Raw genomic sequence first — 17,883 nt, 5'->3', positions numbered from 1 at the left:
GAGTGTGTCATGCGATTCCATCATTGCTTTGATTCAACGCCGTACCATCTCTATCAGGAAGGCCGTGAAGCCTGGATCCGCGAGGCCATGGGCATCGGTCGGGGGCGCGGCTTTGGCCGCGGTTTCGGCGACGACGAAGGCCAGGGCGGCTGGGGCGGCATGGGCGGGCGTTTCCGCAGTGGCCGCATGTTCGGGCCGGGTGACCTGAAACTGATTCTGCTCGCGCTCATCGCCGAGCAACCGCGCCATGGCTACGAGCTGATCCGCACCATCGAGGAAATGTTCGGTGGCGCCTACGCACCCAGCCCCGGCGCGGTGTACCCCACGCTCACCCTGCTCGAGGAACTGGGCCATGCAAGCGTGGAATCCGGTGACGGCAAGAAGCTGTACACCATCACTGGCGAAGGCAAAGCGTTTCTCGCGGAAAATCAGGACGCTGTCGACACGGTGATGTCGCGCATGGAGCACACCGCGAAGATGTATGCGCGCGCTGCCGCCCCGATGGCATTGCGCGAAGCGATGCATAACCTCAAGCGCGCACTGTTCATGCATGGCGGCCCATGGAATGCCGCCGAGGTGAAGCGCATCCGCGACATCATCCAGAAGGCTGCGGATGAGATTGCCAAGGGCAGCAAGGGCGCCTGAGAAGTCACTCGCCATGCCGGCAGCCATTCACCCGCTGCCGGCGTGATTCGCGGGGATGACGGTGCGAGCGATATGCGGCCGCACGGAAGTTTTGAACAGGTTTCTAAGGGTTGTCCTTCCGCGTGCGATCCCTGCGCGACGCCAGCCGATCTGCCAATCGCGTCGGTTCCGGCAGGCGATAGCGCGTGCAGTACGCCAGCACCAGTTCCGGCGCGGCCGCCATGCTGATGCGGTGACCCGGCGACACGATCAAGGGCCGGATCTTGTCCTTGCTGCGCAAAACCCAGCCAATCATCTTGTCTTTGTGGTGCAACGGCACGCGGTCGCCACGCTGCATGCCGAGTTCGTCATGCGTGCCCACGAGTATCGATTTGGCGACGCCGATGGCAGGCAGCCCGGTCACCACGCCCAGATGCGCGGCAATGCCCAACCCGCGCGGGTGCGCTATACCGTGACCGTCGACGAATACCAGATCTGGCGCTTCCGGCAGTTGCTCCAGCGCCTGCAGTACCGCCGGCAACTCGCGAAATGAAAGTAGCCCGGGGATATAAGGCATCCGCGTAGGCAAACGCGCGACCACTTCCGCCAGCGGCGTCAGCGTCTGCGCGTCAAGCAGCACGGCAGCGGCACGAGTGACCGCGCCTCCCTCTTCAAAACCTACATCGACGCCGGCGACCCGCCGCAACGGCGGATGATCGTCCACCAACCGCACCTCGGCAGCCAATGTCGTCTGAAGAGCCCGTGCCCCGGCCACGTCGCCATCCCATGGCGGAGCGGTGTAATGCGCCTGTCCCTGATTCATCGCGACAGCGTGAAGGCAGCGATCTGAATAAATCGTCAAGGCATTTATTCATTGACCAGTTCAGCGCCTGACCGGGATCATGCCGCCATGCGTATCCTTCCCCGCCTGCTGCTGACCCTTTTTCTCGCCGTTTCCGGCACCACTCCTGTGCTCGCGCAAAGCGCCCAGAGCCCCCAGGCTCCGGCACAGATTCCGCAAACGACGATTGCAAGCCCCGATCAGCTAAGCGCCCAGCTCGATCAGATCAAGCAGGCCATTACCGACAAGACCAAGCTCACCGATAGCCTGCTGACGGACGCGCGCACGAAAGCACAAACGGTGCAGCAACGGGCCGATCAGCTCACGGCCAGCCTGACGCCACAGGTTGATGCCCTGCAGGCGAAGCTCGACGTACTCGGGACCGCGCCGGAAAAAGGCGCGCCACCGGAAGCGCCGGAAGTCGCCAGCCAGCGCAAGCAACTCACCAAGGACAAGACCGATCTCGCCGGGCAAGTGACCCAGTCCAAGTCGCTGAGTCTGGAAAGCCAGCAGTTGATCACGCAGATTGCCTCGCTGCGCCGTGAACTGTTCCAGGCCCAGATCCTGCAACGGACCGAGACACCATTGAGCATCGCGTTCTGGCAGCGCCTCTCGCAGGCCATGCCGGATGACAGTGCAGGCTTCGCTACGCTCGGCAAAACGTTCGGGGCTGCTGTAGAGAAGGCATGGCAACCACCCGGCCGCGTTCCTCTCATCTTGTGCCTGCTTGCCGCCGTAGCGTTGCTCGCCGTCGGGCGCCGGCTGCTCGAACACCAGATGCTGGATATGGCCAGCAAATATCTGCCTTCTGGCCATCTTCGCCGCAGCGCTATGGCCGCGCTGATTACGCTGGGCACCACGCTCACTTACGGCATAGCCGCCTGGCTGGTCTATCGCGCGTTCAACTGGAACGGCGTGTATGACCAGGATCTGGATGATCTGGTGCGCCCGTTCGTCGGCGTCATGTTCTTCATGGCCACCCTCGCCGGCCTTGGACGCGCACTGCTCAGCGCAAAGCGCCCCTCGTGGCGCCTCCCGCCGATTTCGGATGATCTCGCCAGGCGCCTGGCACCGTTCCCGGCTTTGTTCGCTTACAGCACGTTTGTGCTCGCCCTGTTCGAACGGATAACGAGCGACATCGGCGCAAGCCTTGCCACCACGATGACGGCCAACGCGTTCAGCGCAACGCTGATCGGCGGCCTGACCGTAGCGGCTCTGATTCGCATGGGCCGTGCTCGCCGCGCGCTGATTACCAGTGGCGGGAAACCTCAGGCGCGGCCAGCGTGGGTGGGGCTGATCATCGCGGGCGCTTTTGTGGGTTGTGTCACCACGCTGCTCGCTGTTGTCACCGGCTACATCGCACTCGGTTTCTTCTTTGCGCGACAGATGTTGAGCGCAGCATTCCTGATCGGCGTGCTGTACCTGTTCATGCACCTGATCAACGACCTGTGCGAGTCGCTGCTCTCGCCTGAATCACGCTCGGGCGCACGCTTGCAGGAAACCTTCGGCTTTGCGCCGGCGCGCCTTGAACAGAGCGCGGTCATTCTGTCGGGCGTGCTCCGCGCCTTCCTGCTGTTGCTTGCCGTGCCGGCGATTCTGGCGCCCTACGGTGCAGGCCCGAATGAGCTGATGGATCGCAGCACCAAGCTTTTCGCCGGCTGGTCATTCGGCACACTCACCGTCAACCCGACCAACATCTTCAACGCTCTGGTGGTGTTGCTGGTCGGCGCCATTGTGCTGCGTCTGCTCAAGCGCTGGCTCAGCAAGCAGCTACTGCCCAAGACCTCGCTGGACGTGGGCATGCAGATGTCCATTGTCACCCTGCTCGGCTATGTCGGCGCCATCCTGGTATTCGTGCTGGTGCTGAGCTCGCTGAAAGTCGATGTGCAAAGCATCGCCTGGATCGCCAGCGCGCTATCCGTCGGTATCGGTTTCGGCCTGCAGGCGATTGTGCAGAACTTCATCTCCGGCCTGATCCTGCTGGCGGAACGCCCGGTCAAAGTCGGCGACTGGGTCAGCATCGCCGGCGTAGAGGGCGATATTCGCCGCATCAACGTGCGCGCTACCGAGATCCAGCTGGGCGACAGGTCCACCATGATCGTGCCCAACTCGCAGCTGATCACCCAGAACGTGCGCAACGTGACACTGGCCAACGCACTGGGCCGCGTGCAGATTCGCCTGCCCATGCCGTTGAGCAGCGACGCCAGCAAGGCGCGGCATATCATCTTCGACATCCTGCGCAACCATTCCGTGACGCTCAATACGCCTTCGCCTAATGTGCAACTGGACAGCGTCGACTCCGGCTCGATGATGTTCGTGTGCACGGCCTACGTGAGCAATCCGCGCGAAGCCAGCACCGTGAAAAGCGACCTGCTTTTCGAGATCATCGACCGCCTGCGTCAGGCCGACCTGCCACTGACGACACCCCAGGACATGGTGGTGCGCACCATGCCGCCTGAAGGCAACTCGCCGGTCAGCCCCTCGCCCACGGTTACACCTGGCAACAAGGCCTGACATCGCCGGCCCATCGGCCTAAACTCGGGCTATCGCCTGGAGCCAGCCGATGGGACACCACGTCGTCGTACCCGCACCGCCGCTCGACGCGCTGGTGTCCCGCCTGTGGGACTGGGACATGCCGCAAGCTGGTCATCACTACGAGCGCGTGCTGCCAGTGCCTGGCGCTGCGCTCATCATCAACCTTCACGAGAACGAAACCCGCGTCTACAGCGATGACGGGCTGCGCCGTTGCACACGCGCGGCCGCCTCGGTGATCGGTGGCCCCTGCCTGCGCAGCCAGATCATCGACACGGCCGAACAGGTGCGGGTGATGGGCGTGGTATTCCGCCCCGGCGGCGCCCACGCATTTACCGGCGAGCACCATGAAGTGCTGGTGACACAGGACATCGGGCTGGAAGACCTTTTCGGCAGCAGTGCGCACCAGCTTCGCGAGCGTCTGCTCAACACGCCCAGTGCACAGGTGCGGCTGGACGTACTGGAGCAATGGCTGCTCGCTCACATGCGCATGCCGCAGCTGGCCCCTGAGGTGTTGTATGCGCTGGGTGAGATCGGCCGGCAGCCGCAAGTGGCCCGTATTGGTGCGCTGGTGCGCGACACCGGCTTGTCCGAGTACCGGTTTGGACGGCTATTTCGCCGGCAAGTTGGCATGGGGACGAAACGCTACGCGCGGTTGATGCGGTTTCGTGGCGTGGTGGATGCTGTTTATCGGTGTGCTGCGGTGGACTGGAGTGGTGTGGCGGTGGACGGCGGCTATGGCGACCAGGCGCATCTGGTGCATGAGTTTCGTGAGTTTGCGGGGATGACGCCGACGGCGTTTATGGCGGCGCGGGGGCCGTATTTGAATCATTTGCCGTTGGAGTGAGGTTTTTTGTTGTGGCGCGAATCGATTGCCTTTGTTCGTTATTTCGGCGAACGCGAGGTCCGCGCTTTTAACTCCCTCTCCCCTCCGGGGAGAGGGTTGGGGTGAGGGGCGGGTGCTCGCGGTATCGTTGATCGCCCTCACCGTCATCCCTGCGAAGGCAGGAAGCGCTTCACAACAGCCGAAGGCTGGTCATCAAGTGACTTTCGCTCTTGTGTGCGTTCCGGCGATCTGGCTCGCCTGCGGCGGGCTTCCGACGATCTGCCGATCGCCGGGTCACTTTTCTTTGCTTGCCCAAAGAAAAGTAACCAAAAGAAAAGGCACCCCGCTTGGCGCTTGCCGGGCCTTATGGCCCGGCAAGTCCGTGAGGGTTGGCCGGGCTTTTCGACAGGGCTTCCTGCCCTGACGAAAAGGGATCGGCATCCATGCCGATCCCCCTGCGGGCCTGATCGTCCAACCCTCACCGCCGCACAGGGGCCCCTCAGATCAAAAGCGTCAGGCTCGTGCCGCTGGCGCGGCACATCGCATCGCCGTTCGTCTGGCGGATTTTCTGTAGGAGCACACTTGTACGCGACCAGCCTACGGAGCAGCAACTATGTGACGCTGCGGTGGCGCACGAGTGCGCTCCTACAGGGGCACCGTGGCCGCAAAGAGATCGCGGACGCTGCTTCTGGCGCGCTTCGCGCGCCGCTCTGGCTCTGGCTCTCGCTCTTGACCTCCGGGCCCCTATGGCGCGGCGGGCGGGTGGAGGAACAGCCCGCAGGGTGGCCGGCAGGGATGCCGGCCAGTTTTTCGTCAGGGCAGGAAGCCCTGTCGAAAAACCCCGTAACCCGCCCGCGTACCTTCCGGGCTATCAGCCCGGAAGGCGCGCCATCGGGGTGGCCTTTCTCTTGGTTACTTCTCTTTGGCCACGCAAAGAGAAGTGACCCACTGTCCGGCAGGACAGCGGAAGCCCGCCGCAGGCGAGCCAAGTCGCGGGAACGCTACGTTATGGCGAAAGAGCAAAGTCACTGGATGACCAGCCTTCGGCTGTTGTGAAGCGCTTCCAGCCTTCGCTGGGATGACGGTGAGGGGAATGAAGGCTACCGCGAGCACCCGCCCCTCACCCCAACCCTCTCCCCGGAGGGGAGAGGGAGCTAAGAGCGTGCAAGCCTCACGCCTGCCCCAACCCTGTCCCCTCTGGGGACAGGGAGCCAGGAGCGTGAGCGCATCGCAAACACACACCTCATTGAACTTGGGCACCGAGCCACATACGCCGCAAGCCACCTCACCGCGCCCAGGCGTAGAAACACCCACCCCCTCCCCCATGGCATCATCCCCTCCCCACCCATCCCCCACCCTCCGATGCCCAGCGACCTGTTCTCCCAAGCCCCCGGCAACGGCCCCTCCTCGCGCATCCGCACCGGCATCGGCGGCTGGAATTTCGCGCCATGGCGCAACAACTTCTATCCCGCCGGGCTGGTGCAACGGCGCGAGCTTGAGTTCGCCAGCCACCACCTGCGTGCCATCGAAATCAACGGCACGTTCTACGGCGCGCAGAAACCCGCGACATACGCGAAATGGGCGGCCGAAACGCCGGAGGGCTTCGTGTTTTCGCTGAAGGCCCCGCGCTATATCACCGAAGGCAAACGGCTGGCGGACACCGCGCGCGGCATCGATGGCTTTGTGTTTGGCGGGCTGGCCGAATTCGGTAACAGGCTCGGACCGGTGCTATGGCAGCTGCCAACGTCGCGGCCGTTCGATGCCGGCGATTTGGCTGCATTCCTCGAATTGCTGCCGCGCGAACTCAACGGGCAACCGATGCGGCACGTGCTTGAAGTGCGTCATCCCAGCTTTCTCGATGCGGGCTATGTCGAGCTGGCTCGCCGCTATCGCATTCCCACCGTGTTCACGGATTCGCCGCAGTACCCCTCGATGGCCGACCTCACCGGCGACTTTGCGTATGCGCGGCTGATGCGCAGCGAGTCGCATATCGATACCGGCTATGCGCCCGCCGAACTGGATGCCTGGACCACACGCGCCCACGACTGGGCTCAGGGTCATGATCTGTCCGGGCTGCCGCATGTTGCGCCGCCACTCGGAGCGCAGGGCCCGCGGGATGTTTTCATCTATTTCATCAGCAGCGCGAAAGAGCGCAACCCGGCGGCAGCCATGGCCTTGCAGCAACGCGTCGATGCACGCCGCTGATGCCGTGAGTGCCTGACGCGCGCCGAGGCTCTACACTCGCGCCACTTTACGGAGGCGTACGCTCATGCGCGCATTGAAACCCTTGCTTCTGATTGCCGTGCTGGCGATGGCTGCGCTGCTGTGGGGGCGTCACACGCCCGAGCCCTCGCCGCCCGGCGCGGGCGAAACCACGTCCCACGCCAGCCAGGGCCTGCCGTCGTTTCTGCCGCCGGAGGCTGCCGATACACTGGCACGCATCGCCCATGGCGGCCCGTTCGAGCATCAGCAGGATGGCGTGGTGTTCCAGAATCGCGAATCGCGCCTGCCTCCGAAGCCGCAGGGTTACTATCACGAGTTCACCGTGGATACGCCGGGCCTCGACTATCGCGGCGCCCGGCGCATCATCACCGGCGGTACGCCACCGCAGGTCTATTACTACACCGACGACCACTACCGCACCTTTCGCCAGTTCGAGGTATCCCGATGAATGCGCAGTTTGATCTCGATTTTGGCGACGCATCGCACGGCGGCATTTTCTTCGTCACCAGCGAGGATCTGGAGCCGCTGGGCGAAGCCGCCGGCATGCAGGGCCTGCGCGTTTGCCGGATCAGTCTGGCTGACTACACCGACCGCGAAGCGCTGTTTGACCGGCTTACCCAGGCGCTGCGCCTGCCGGCCGATTTCGGCCGCAATTGGGATGCGCTGGCCGACAGCATGCGTGATCTCTCGTGGTTGAAGGCCACCGGCTATATCCTGCTGTTCGATCGCGCGGAGGCCATGCGCGATGCCAATGAAGACGACTTCGACACCTTGCTCGACATCCTCGAAGAATCCGTGGACTACTGGCAGGAAGCCGAGAGCCCCTTTTTCGTATTCTTCGCGCTGCCTGAAAGCGCCTTTGACGACACCGACGCCTGACACCACCTATGCATGATCTCGAATTTGAACTTGAACCCGACCGCGACTACGTCGAACTCAACCAGTTGCTGAAGCTGGTCGGCCTTTGCGACAGCGGCGGCGCGGGCAAGGCCATCGTGGCCAGTGGCGCGGTGTCCGTGGACGGCGAGCAGGAGTTACGCAAGACCTGCAAGATCCATGCGGGCCAGGTCGTGCAGGTGGAAGACATCGTCATCCACGTGCACGCCGCAGAGTAATCACAGCGCCGCTCGGGCCGACATCGGCAAGCTGTCCAGGCGGCGTTCCAACTCCGGATGGGCGGGTAGCCTGATACCAAACTGCTCCCGCAATACCTGCATGATTTCACCGGCATCGCGCAGCGTGCGCCGTACGGATTCAGCGCCGAACCGGTGCTCCACATACTCGCGATCGCGCAAACCAAGACGGCGATCTGCCAGCGCACGCGCCACGATCAGCCCATGCAGAAAGTGCGATTCGGGGTAGGTCGAGGTGAAGTGGTTGGCCACGACATAGTCGATGGCCTCGCGCGGCTGCAGATCGAACCGGTATAGCGTTTTCCACTCGTCACGTACGTTGGCCTGCATGCGCCACGCTGTGCCGTTGGTGATCAGACGGAACGGTTCCAGCGAGGTGGCTTGCGCCACATCCGGCTGCAGACGCAGTGCGCCGCCCAACGCCATACTGCCGAAGCCGACATCCGCCAGCCAACTTTCACCGTCCAGCTCCACGCGCAACACCATGTGCGTCTGCGCAACGATGGCGTCCTCGGGTTTGTTCCACAGGACGCGGGCGATAAGGCCGGATACATCAAAGCCGATGGCCTTCAGTACAGCCATGAGCAACCCGTTCTGTTCGAAGCAGTAACCGCCTCGGCCACTCTTTACCAGTTTGCGCTCGATCGCATCGAGTTCGAGCGACACCGGAATACCCAGCAGAGGATCGATGTTCTCGAACGGGATGGCAGCGACATGGGCCGTGGTGAGCGCTTTGAGCGTACGCAGATCGGCCGCCACCGGGCCACCGTAACCAATGCGCTGCAGGTATGCGTCGAGGTCAACCGCGTGATTCATGAACGCCTCCATGGCTGGGGAAGCGCACCATAACACTGCGTTGGCGCGGCCTTCGCGCGCCGATAGTCATGAAGTGCCAGCATGGAGGTAACCGGGCGCCGCCCGGCGGCGAATACGTGTCTGAGACGGCCCGCTACGTTGGTGGTGGGCCATGGTCCGATCCGTAGATGGAGTTCACCATGAGCGTCCGCCGATTCAAACTGTTTCCCGGCATGGCAGGCCTGTTGGCCATGATGGGCCTGGGCGCGTGTACGTTGGCCACCGCGGGCAGCGGCGCAACCAACCTGCCCGATCCCACCGTGGATGCTACGCATGATCAGGGCGACCAGGTGGCTGTTCTGGCAGGTGGTTGTTTCTGGGGTGTGCAGTCGGTGTTCGAACACGTGAAGGGAGTGAAGAAGGTGTGGGCCGGTTACGCCGGTGGCGACGCCCGCACCGCCCAGTACGAACGTGTCAGCGACGGCGATACCGGTCACGCCGAATCCGTGAAAATTCTCTATGACCCCGCCAAGGTCAGTTATGGCCAGTTGCTGAAGGTGTTCTTCTCCGTGGCTACGGACCCCACCGAACTCAACCGGCAGGGGCCGGATGTAGGCACGCAGTACCGCTCGGTGATCTTCTACGGCAACGATGAGCAGAAGCGCGTCGCCAGCGCGTACATCGCACAGCTCAGCGCCGCGCACACCTTCTCTGATCCCATCGTGACGCAGGTAGCGCCGCTCAAGGGGTTCTACGCGGCGGAGTCCTATCACCAGGATTACGCGAAGCGTCATCCCGACGAGCCGTACATCGTGTTCAACGACGCGCCGAAGGTGGCGCATCTCAAGGCTCAGTTTCCGGCGCTATATCAGCCAGAACGCGACGTGGTCAGTGTAGAACTGCATTGAACATGCTCAACCCGCTTCGGGCGGCACCAGGCGCAGATGCGAACCGCCCGCGCGACGGCTGGAGGTGAGCAACTGCGCGATCACCTCCGGCTCAACCGGACGGGAGTAAAGGAAGCCCTGCCCTTCGGCACACCCGGCGCGCAACAGGAAACGGTGTTGTTCTTCCGTTTCGATGCCTTCGGCGATAGGGCTGATGTCCAGCTTGCGGCATAGCGTAAGCATGGCTTCGACAATGGCGCCATCGCTGCCATCTTCGGGCAGACCGGCGACGAAGCTCTGATCGATCTTGAGGTACGCGATGGCGCGCAGCTTGAGGTAGCTCATCGACGAATAACCGGTGCCAAAGTCATCGATGGCCACGCCGACGCCCAGTGCATGCAGCGAATGCAGCACGCGCTCCATTTCCTCGCCGAGGCGCAGGATCGCGCCCTCGGTGATTTCCAGCATCAAACGGTCAGGCGCAAGGCGGCGCGACTCCAGCAGCGTGCGAATGTCATCGACAAAATTGGCCTGACCAAACCAGTTGGCGGACACATTGACCGCCATGCGCAACGGCGGCAGCCCGTCGCGATCCCACAGATACATCTGGGTGCACGCCGCCTGCAGCACCCATTGGTCGATGCGCCGGATGAGCCCGAGCTTTTCCGCCATGGGGATGAACTCGCCGGGCTGAATCAGGCCACGGCGGGGGTGATGCCAGCGCAGCAAGGCCTCCACCGCCACGATGCGGCCGCTACGTAATTCCACCGTCGGCTGAAAGACGAGATGGAACTGGTTCTCCGCCAGCGCCGTACGCAGCTCCGAGGCAAGCGCGATACGGCGCCGCGCATCGGCTTGCATACGCGGCGAGTAAAACCGGAACGCGTTGCGCTCTTCCGTCTTGGCGGCATACATCGCGGCGTCCGCGTTGGTGATCAGCGTCGGTACGTCCGCGCCGTCCAACGGGAAGCAGGCGATGCCGATACTGGCACTGAGCGCCAATTCATATTCACCCACCACGACGGGCGCAGCCAGCGTGGTCAGCAAGCGGCCAGCCAGCGCACTTGCCTGTTCGCGCGAATGCAGGTCGGGCAACAACACGGTGAATTCATCGCCGCCGATGCGGCCAGCCACGCCCCGGTCACCCAGCTCATAGGCAATACGTTCGGCCACCTTCACCAGCAGATGATCGCCAATCGCATGCGTGTAGCTGTCGTTCACCGCCTTGAACGCGTCGAGATCGATGAACAGCACCGCCACCATGCCGCGCTGCCGCTCAGCCGCGGCCACCGCTTGCACGCAGCGGCGCTCGAACTCGGCGCGATTGGCCAGACTGGTGAGCGGATCATGGGCGGCCATGTACTGCAGGCGCTGCTCGTTCGCCTTCGCCGTGCTGATGTTGTTGATGACGGCCACATAGTGCTGCACCTGCCCTTCCGGATCGCGTATGGCGCTGATGCTGAGCAATTCCGGGTAGATCGAACCATCATGGCGGCGGCTGCGCACTTCGCCGACCCAATTGCCTTCGGCATCGATCACCTCCCAGACGGACGCCGGCAGCGGCAAGCCGTCGGGCAGGCTGCGCAGATCGTCGAAGCGAACGTCCCGCAACGCCTGGGCGGTGAACCCCGTCATGCGGATATGGGCCGCATTGACCCGCGTGACGCGCCGGCTCGCGTCGGCGATGATCACGCCTTCGGCAATGCCGGCCAGTGCTTCGGAGGCGATGCGCCGCTGCTGTTCAAGGTTCACCCGCTCGGTGATGTCGCGCAGAATCGACTGGCGCACCAGCTGGGTACCCCAGTGCGTCACGCTGCTGCGCATTTCCACCGGCCGCACGTCACCATTGGGGCCTTGCAGTTCGCCGGTGACTGCCCCATCGGCGCGATGCAACAGCGGCACGAACAGCATGGAGAGATTCACGCCGATCAGCGACTCCATGGTCTTTCCTGTCCATTGCAGCGCGGTGCGATTCGCGCCCAGGATGCGACCGCTAGCGTCATCGACCATCACGATGGCATCGGCGGCGCTGTCAAACAGCAAGCTGTAGCGCTCTTCCGTGCCGCGGATACGCATGAGAATGCGCCGCGCCATGCGCAACCACAGCAGCGACGCCACCAATGCCGCAGAGAACACGCTGGCAAACAGTACGCGCCCGAGCCAGATGGCACCCTGCGCCACTTCCAACGAGAAGCGCTTGGTCAGCGGTTCCAGCTCATTGTTGAGCGAGTTGATGCGCTCCTGTTGCGCCTCGATCCATGCCTGATCCGGTCTGCCTCGCGCGTAAGCCTGTGCCACTTCCTTGGCAATCAGGCCGAGTTGATGCAACGGACCGTCCGCCGCACGCCATACCGACACGGCTTCGTGCATGTGCGGGGTGTTGGTGCAACAGCGGAGCATGAAGATCATGCCTGGCTTGGCCTGCGGGAGAATCTTCCCCCGCGTAAACGCCTCGTCGACGCGGGCGCGGTCGTACACGCCGGAGGCAATCGCATCGCGCGCCCACCCGTCGGAAATCAATAGTCCGTAGTTTTCATTGAAGGCGGCGAGCCGCTGGGCATCGCCCGACTCGACATAAGCGGAGAGATCAATCACCACCTGCTTCTGCGCCTTGCTCCAGACACTCTCGCCGTTAAGGAAACCGGCGAGAGTGACCTGAACCTGGAGGGCGCTCCAGGTAAACACGAGGATCAGGCCGATAACGGCCACCAGCCCGTAGGCCAGCGGCCTCAAGCGTCGGGACAGCGGTCTTAGTGAGCTGCTACGGACGGAATCCATGGCGTCCCTTGTACACGACCACTTCATAAGCCTGCATCTCGTCCCGTCACACTGTCGACCACGAGATGCCTCGTTACGCCGCTTGCTCTTCCACGTGGTTCACCGGCTGCCGCACCAGGCAACGCTCAAGTCCGTAATGCAGACTTATGTAGCTACGCTCGATGCATTCCCGCAGGTGATCCACTTCCTCGGGTGTTGGCCGGTTCCCCATCAGGGTACAGATAATTTCCAGCGCCTCCCATGGATGGGTATCGTCATAGGCGGCATGAAGCTGTAGCCAACGCAACGTGGCCTTGCGGCCGGCCGCCGGCAGGCTCTCTGCGTAAACGGCGCTATCGTAAACCTTCTGCGACCACTCGCCGGTCACACCCTCAATAGCGTAGTTGGTCGCGGCCATGCCCGCGGCGAGCGTGTCTTTTCCGCAGACCTCGTGACACCACTCTGCCGCCGTCTGTGTACCGCGCGGAGGGCGGCCGTCAAGAACCTCTTCACGCGGCACGCCAGCCCCATCGGCCCAGTCGAGCCAGTACTCGGCGTGGTTTTGCTCCACGCGGATGTTGCGCACCAGCCAGCGGCGGGCAAGGTTATCACCAGCACTGCGGCCGTACTGGGTCTTCAACAGGTTCTGCGCCATGAACGAAGGAAAGCGTTCAATCAGCGACCACGTGCCAACCATGAAGTTACGCATGGTGGACAGGTCCATGGTGCCCTCGCGCATCAGGTCCCACATCGCGTGGTCCCGGACACTCCGGCGGGCGGGTTCGCAAGCCTCGATCATTTCCTGAGCCCATGTCGGGTAGCTGGAAAGTTCGGTCAGCGGGCCGGTGAGTTCAAAGTTGGCTTTCATGCAAATCTCCAGTCGTCGGTTAGTAACCACCGGCCCCTGGCCGGCAGCCCGGCGTGACACGCCGGAACCTCAGTGTGGTGATGCATGGAAGCGCTTGCGAACTCTCAGTTGCCGCTGCAGCGCAGGAATTACCTTCAACCCGATGAAAATTATGAGAAATGGCGCCGAAGCAACCTGAAGGCACACGGTCTCATACGGCGCCCGCCGTCAAACATCGGCCGCCAAACTTTTGACGATCGACAATTTATTGGCAGCAAGAAGTGTGCCTCCACCGCCCCTGAAGGCCGGTGCGGTGGAGCCTCAAGTGCGATGCGCGCGCGTCAGAACAACGCGCCCAGCACCATCACGATACCCACCACCGAAGCGGCCCAGACCAGCGTACGCAGATAGGGAATGCCGATGGCATATACCGGCAGATACACCACGCGTGCCCAAAAATAGAGTTGCACGCCCAGCGCGGTCGTTGCGTTGGCGCGCTGGGCCACCACTACGGCGATGACGGCAGCGGCAAAGAGAGCAAAGGTCTCGAGGAAATTGCGGTTCGCACGATCAATGCGCGCGGCGACCCCAGTGAATGGCCTGGGTTCTACATCGCGGTTGCTTGCGTTCCACGCGATGCCGCGATGGATCAGCGACATCGTCATAGGCAGCACCATGTACACCACGCCCAGCGCCACCGACCACGCCAACATCTTCAGTTCGACCGGCATGTCGCACCTCCCCGTTTGGATGTGGCGACATGATGCGCCCCGGCACAGGACGGCACCAGCGCCAGCCGCACTCAGGGACGGACGGCCTTGTCGATGTCTTTTGCCAGGTCCGCGAACAAGCGGCCCCGCTCTTCATCCGACGCGGGCGAATCGGACAGGAACGCCGCCACGATCACCGTATGACCATCCGGCCAGGTGAGCAGGCCGATGTCGTTATAAGCCGCCGTTCTGCCCTCGAACGAACCGGAGGTTCCGGTTTTGTCAGCCAGACGTATGCCTTGCGGTACGCCGGCACGCAAACGATTGGGGATGGTCTGCGCTTCCATCAGACGCAACAGGTGTTGGGTGGAAGCGGATGACAACAATGCGTTGTTGCTGAGCTTGCGGAGAAACGCGACCGCGGCCTCAGGCGTGCTTCGATTGCGTGGATCGGCCAGGAACGCGTCATAGCCGCGCTTGTAACGCTGCGCCTGCGCCTGCGAACTCTCACCATGAGGCGCCTTCTCCCCCGGCTTGAGGCCGTTGAACACCTGCGCCACACCGGCCTCGTCCATGTCGACCCGCATGCCATCGATGCCGTGTGCTGTCAGAAACCCCGTCACCACCTCTGGCCCGCCCACCACCCTAATCAACGCGTCGACGGCGGTGTTGTCGCTCTCGCTGACGGCTGCCTGAAGCAGCCGCTCGACCGTAAACGTCATGCGGTCGCCATGAAAGCGAGCACCGATGGACGGCACGGCCGAGCCACCCAGCACCTGGTCGCGCGTAATGGTGACCTGTTGTTGCAGCGACAACGAACCGTCGTCGACACGGGACAGCACGGCAGCGGCAACCGGCGCCTTGAACACGCTCATCATCGGGAACGCCTGACCTGCGTTCACCCCTGCCATCGCGCCACTTTGCACATCCAGCACGGCCACGCCGAGCAAGCCGGGGCGCGCACGTTGCGCCAAGGTGTCCAGCGTTGATTGAAGTGTCGCGGACCTTGCGGTTGTCGCCGGCGATTGGGCCGATGCCGCCAGTGGCATGGCAATGGCGAACATCATGGCAGCCGCCATAACGGCGCGGCGCGCGCAAGAAAGAGACATGAGGCGGGTCCTTGCCGAAGGCGAAAGTCCGCGCACTATGCCAGCGCGCCATGGCAAACCCATGGCGCGCATCTGGCCAAAACTGGCTGGCGGTGCCTCGTGCGCGGCGCGAGACACCATCCCCATCAGAGCATCGGCAAGTTCAGGCCCTGCTCTTTCGCGCATTCAATGGCGATGTCGTAGCCGGCATCGGCATGACGCATCACGCCCGTGCCCGGATCGTTCCACAGCACGCGCGCAATGCGCTTGTCGGCCGCTTCGGTACCGTCACAGACGATCACCACGCCCGAATGCTGCGAATACCCCATGCCCACGCCACCACCATGGTGCAGCGACACCCACGTAGCGCCACCAGCCACGTTGAGCATGGCGTTGAGCAGCGGCCAGTCGCTGACAGCATCGGAACCGTCGCGCATCGCTTCGGTTTCGCGATTCGGGCTAGCCACCGAACCGGAGTCGAGATGATCGCGGCCGATCACCACCGGTGCCTTCAGCTCGCCCTTGCGCACCATCTCGTTGAACGCGAGGCCCAGCTTGTGGCGCAACCCCAGACCGACCCAGCAGATACGTGCCGGCAGGCCCTGGAAGCTGATGCGATCCTTGGCCATGTCGAGCCAGCGATGCAGGTGCGGATCGTCCGGGATCAGCTCCTTCACCTTCTGGTCGGTCTTGTAGATGTCCTCGGGGTCACCCGACAGCGCCACCCAGCGGAACGGACCCACGCCGCGGCAGAACAGCGGACGGACAAACGCCGGCACGAAACCCGGGAACGCGAACGCGTCCGCGCAACCTTCGTCCTTCGCCATCTGGCGAATATTGTTGCCGTAGTCGAACGTGGGAACGCCCTGGCGATGGAACGCGAGCATGGCTTCCACATGCTTCTTCATCGACTGCTTCGCAGCTTTCGCCGTACCGGCCGGGTCGCTCTTGCGGCGCTCGAACCATTGCTCGACGGTCCAGCCCTGCGGCAGATAGCCGTTGACCGGATCGTGCGCACTCGTCTGGTCAGTCACCGCATCGGGGCGCACGCCACGGCGCACCAGTTCCGGCAGCACGTCGGCCGCATTGCCGAGCAATGCAATCGATTTCGCCTCGCCTGCGGCGGTGTACTTGGCAATGCGCGCGAGCGCGTCGTCGAGATCGGTAGCCTGCTCGTCCACATAGCGCGTTTTGAGGCGGAAATCGATGCTCTTCTGCTGGCATTCGATATTCAGCGAGCAGGCACCGGCCAACGTGGCAGCCAGCGGCTGCGCGCCACCCATGCCGCCGAGACCCGCGGTGAGAATCCACTTGCCGGTGAGGCTGCCGTTGTAATGCTGGCGGCCCATTTCGACAAACGTCTCGTAGGTGCCCTGCACGATGCCCTGCGAGCCGATGTAGATCCACGAACCGGCCGTCATCTGGCCGTACATCATCAAGCCCTTCTTATCGAGCTCGTTGAAGTGCTCCCAATTGGCCCAGGCCGGCACCAGATTCGAGTTGGCAAGCAGCACGCGCGGCGCATCCGGGTGGGTCGGGAACACACCCACGGGCTTACCGGACTGAATCAGCAGCGTCTCGTTGTCGTTGAGCTCACGCAGCGCCCGCAGGATCGCATCGAAACACTCCCAGTTGCGCGCGGCGCGGCCGATACCGCCATAAACGACCAGCTCTGCCGGGTTCTCGGCCACTTCCGGGTCGAGGTTGTTCTGCAGCATGCGAAACGGCGCTTCGGTGAGCCAGCTCTTGCAGCTCAGCTCGTTGCCGCGCGGCGCGCGGATGGTACGGGTGGTATCGATACGGGTGGGAGCGTTCATGGGGAGCGTCACAGCCAGTGGAAAACACTGATTGTGGCGAGCCAGGGCCACGCCCGCAAACCGCACTGCGGCAAAAGCCCCCAACAAGCGCAAATCTCCGCCTTCCGGCTGATTGATCGTGAGATTTCGCACATCCAGACTGCCAATGGGGGTATCCAGGCATGGCTGTCACGGCGACGCGTGGGAGAACCACCATGACCCCGAAATACCCTGTTGCCTTGCTGTTGCTTACCGTGCTGGGCACCTGTGCCGCCGCGCAGGCGGCGGACAAGAGCGTGCCTTCCGACCAGGAGCTGATCGCCAGCGCGATGCGCGCCGCGCCGCCCGGCGTTGCGAAGGACGCCACCATCATCACCGTGGATAAGCAGGGCAATATGCGCACGCTCCGCAAGGGCACCAATGGCTTTACCTGCATGCCCGACAATCCGGCGACGCCGGGCCCCGACTCGATGTGCATGGACAAGAACGCCATGGAGTGGGTCAACGCGTATATGGCCCATAAACCGCCGCCGGCGGGCAAGATCGGGTTGATGTACATGCTGGAAGGCGGCACCGATGCAAGCAATACCGATCCCTACGCAAAACAACCCACGGCGGGTAATCATTGGATCAAGACGGGCGCGCACGTGATGATCGTTGGCGCGGAGCCGGCGTTCTATGACAGCTACCCCAAGAGCGCGGATCCGGATACCAGCGCGCCCTACGTGATGTGGTCGGGCACGCCCTACCAGCATCTGATGGCCCCCATCAAATAACAGGCGCGTTGGGGCTGAGGCATTGATGTCCGAAAACGGCGAGTCGGG

At 63.2% G+C, this 17,883-nt stretch carries 16 protein-coding genes; 9 read left to right on the top strand and 7 right to left on the bottom strand.

Translation table 11 applies throughout. The features are described from left to right. Positions 1-9: 9 nt before the first annotated feature. Entirely contained in the window at positions 10-645 is a 636-nt protein-coding gene (locus tag OQE56_RS01035) for a PadR family transcriptional regulator (RefSeq protein ID WP_267220693.1), read from the top strand. 103 nt (positions 646-748) lie between these two features. Here OQE56_RS01035 and nfi read toward each other — a convergent pair whose 3' ends face one another. Beyond that, positions 749-1,447 carry a deoxyribonuclease V gene (gene nfi, locus OQE56_RS01030; protein ID WP_267221844.1) on the bottom strand — a complete coding sequence of 233 codons (699 nt, stop codon included), beginning with the start codon at positions 1,445-1,447 and terminating at the stop codon, positions 749-751. 87 nt (positions 1,448-1,534) lie between these two features. Here nfi and OQE56_RS01025 point away from each other — a divergent pair, with 87 nt between their 5' ends. The 6 genes from OQE56_RS01025 (at position 1,535) to OQE56_RS01000 (ending at position 8,161) form a co-directional block, all read left to right on the top strand. After that, positions 1,535-3,979, top strand: coding sequence for a DUF3772 domain-containing protein (locus OQE56_RS01025; RefSeq protein WP_267220692.1), 2,445 nt, complete (start codon positions 1,535-1,537; stop codon positions 3,977-3,979). Between the two features lie 49 nt (positions 3,980-4,028). Then, positions 4,029-4,844 carry a helix-turn-helix domain-containing protein gene (locus OQE56_RS01020; protein WP_267220690.1) on the top strand — a complete coding sequence of 272 codons (816 nt, stop codon included), beginning with the start codon at positions 4,029-4,031 and terminating at the stop codon, positions 4,842-4,844. A gap of 1,341 nt (positions 4,845-6,185) precedes the next feature. After that, positions 6,186-7,028 carry a DUF72 domain-containing protein gene (locus tag OQE56_RS01015; protein WP_267220688.1) on the top strand — a complete coding sequence of 281 codons (843 nt, stop codon included), beginning with the start codon at positions 6,186-6,188 and terminating at the stop codon, positions 7,026-7,028. A gap of 64 nt (positions 7,029-7,092) precedes the next feature. Next, positions 7,093-7,494 carry a guanyl-specific ribonuclease gene (locus OQE56_RS01010; RefSeq protein ID WP_267220686.1) on the top strand — a complete coding sequence of 134 codons (402 nt, stop codon included), beginning with the start codon at positions 7,093-7,095 and terminating at the stop codon, positions 7,492-7,494. Then, positions 7,491-7,925, top strand: a complete 435-nt coding sequence (locus OQE56_RS01005; RefSeq protein ID WP_267220684.1) for a barstar family protein — start codon at positions 7,491-7,493, stop codon at positions 7,923-7,925. Before OQE56_RS01010 ends, OQE56_RS01005 begins: the two co-directional genes overlap by 4 nt. An 8-nt stretch (positions 7,926-7,933) precedes the next feature. Then, complete coding sequence (locus tag OQE56_RS01000) at positions 7,934-8,161, top strand: RNA-binding S4 domain-containing protein (RefSeq protein WP_267220683.1); 228 nt, start codon at positions 7,934-7,936, stop codon at positions 8,159-8,161. Here OQE56_RS01000 and OQE56_RS00995 read toward each other — a convergent pair whose 3' ends face one another. Further along, complete coding sequence (locus OQE56_RS00995; RefSeq protein WP_267220682.1) at positions 8,162-8,995, bottom strand: arylamine N-acetyltransferase family protein; 834 nt, start codon at positions 8,993-8,995, stop codon at positions 8,162-8,164. A gap of 179 nt (positions 8,996-9,174) precedes the next feature. Between OQE56_RS00995 and msrA the strand changes: the two genes are divergently transcribed. Beyond that, the gene (msrA, locus tag OQE56_RS00990) at positions 9,175-9,882 is read left to right on the top strand and encodes a peptide-methionine (S)-S-oxide reductase MsrA (RefSeq protein WP_267220681.1); all 708 of its coding nucleotides are present in this window, start codon (positions 9,175-9,177) and stop codon (positions 9,880-9,882) included. A 6-nt stretch (positions 9,883-9,888) separates the two neighbouring features. Here the strand turns inward: msrA and OQE56_RS00985 are convergent, their stop codons facing one another. From OQE56_RS00985 to hutU, 5 genes are all read right to left on the bottom strand, one after another. Then, the gene (locus OQE56_RS00985; protein WP_267220679.1) at positions 9,889-12,639 is read right to left on the bottom strand and encodes a putative bifunctional diguanylate cyclase/phosphodiesterase; all 2,751 of its coding nucleotides are present in this window, start codon (positions 12,637-12,639) and stop codon (positions 9,889-9,891) included. A gap of 73 nt (positions 12,640-12,712) precedes the next feature. Continuing rightward, positions 12,713-13,486, bottom strand: a complete 774-nt coding sequence (locus tag OQE56_RS00980) for an iron-containing redox enzyme family protein (RefSeq protein WP_267220677.1) — start codon at positions 13,484-13,486, stop codon at positions 12,713-12,715. Between the two features lie 320 nt (positions 13,487-13,806). Then, entirely contained in the window at positions 13,807-14,196 is a 390-nt protein-coding gene (locus tag OQE56_RS00975; RefSeq protein WP_267220675.1) for an MAPEG family protein, read from the bottom strand. A 71-nt stretch (positions 14,197-14,267) separates the two neighbouring features. Next, complete coding sequence (gene bla / locus OQE56_RS00970) at positions 14,268-15,284, bottom strand: class A beta-lactamase (RefSeq protein ID WP_267220673.1); 1,017 nt, start codon at positions 15,282-15,284, stop codon at positions 14,268-14,270. 125 nt (positions 15,285-15,409) lie between these two features. Next, on the bottom strand, positions 15,410-17,080 hold the full coding sequence (hutU, locus tag OQE56_RS00965; RefSeq protein ID WP_267220670.1) for a urocanate hydratase: 1,671 nt from the start codon (positions 17,078-17,080) through the stop codon (positions 15,410-15,412). 194 nt (positions 17,081-17,274) lie between these two features. On the opposite strand from hutU, the gene OQE56_RS00960 reads away from it, so the two are divergent. Further along, positions 17,275-17,835, top strand: coding sequence for a hypothetical protein (locus tag OQE56_RS00960; protein WP_267220669.1), 561 nt, complete (start codon positions 17,275-17,277; stop codon positions 17,833-17,835). Positions 17,836-17,883 lie beyond the last annotated feature (48 nt).

Origin of the sequence: Dyella silvae (assembly GCF_026421305.1) — a bacterium.
GTDB lineage: Bacteria > Pseudomonadota > Gammaproteobacteria > Xanthomonadales > Rhodanobacteraceae > Dyella > Dyella silvae.
This window is presented reverse-complemented; position numbering and strand designations above follow the sequence as displayed.

Coding starts and splice junctions, on each gene's coding strand:
- OQE56_RS01035 (WP_267220693.1), top strand. CDS start 10: ATGCGATTCCATCATTGCTTTGATTCAACGCCGTACCATCTCTATCAG.
- nfi (WP_267221844.1), bottom strand. CDS start 1,447: ATGAATCAGGGACAGGCGCATTACACCGCTCCGCCATGGGATGGCGAC.
- OQE56_RS01025 (WP_267220692.1), top strand. CDS start 1,535: ATGCGTATCCTTCCCCGCCTGCTGCTGACCCTTTTTCTCGCCGTTTCC.
- OQE56_RS01020 (WP_267220690.1), top strand. CDS start 4,029: ATGGGACACCACGTCGTCGTACCCGCACCGCCGCTCGACGCGCTGGTG.
- OQE56_RS01015 (WP_267220688.1), top strand. CDS start 6,186: ATGCCCAGCGACCTGTTCTCCCAAGCCCCCGGCAACGGCCCCTCCTCG.
- OQE56_RS01010 (WP_267220686.1), top strand. CDS start 7,093: ATGCGCGCATTGAAACCCTTGCTTCTGATTGCCGTGCTGGCGATGGCT.
- OQE56_RS01005 (WP_267220684.1), top strand. CDS start 7,491: ATGAATGCGCAGTTTGATCTCGATTTTGGCGACGCATCGCACGGCGGC.
- OQE56_RS01000 (WP_267220683.1), top strand. CDS start 7,934: ATGCATGATCTCGAATTTGAACTTGAACCCGACCGCGACTACGTCGAA.
- OQE56_RS00995 (WP_267220682.1), bottom strand. CDS start 8,995: ATGAATCACGCGGTTGACCTCGACGCATACCTGCAGCGCATTGGTTAC.
- msrA (WP_267220681.1), top strand. CDS start 9,175: ATGAGCGTCCGCCGATTCAAACTGTTTCCCGGCATGGCAGGCCTGTTG.
- OQE56_RS00985 (WP_267220679.1), bottom strand. CDS start 12,639: ATGGATTCCGTCCGTAGCAGCTCACTAAGACCGCTGTCCCGACGCTTG.
- OQE56_RS00980 (WP_267220677.1), bottom strand. CDS start 13,486: ATGAAAGCCAACTTTGAACTCACCGGCCCGCTGACCGAACTTTCCAGC.
- OQE56_RS00975 (WP_267220675.1), bottom strand. CDS start 14,196: ATGCCGGTCGAACTGAAGATGTTGGCGTGGTCGGTGGCGCTGGGCGTG.
- bla (WP_267220673.1), bottom strand. CDS start 15,284: ATGTCTCTTTCTTGCGCGCGCCGCGCCGTTATGGCGGCTGCCATGATG.
- hutU (WP_267220670.1), bottom strand. CDS start 17,080: ATGAACGCTCCCACCCGTATCGATACCACCCGTACCATCCGCGCGCCG.
- OQE56_RS00960 (WP_267220669.1), top strand. CDS start 17,275: ATGACCCCGAAATACCCTGTTGCCTTGCTGTTGCTTACCGTGCTGGGC.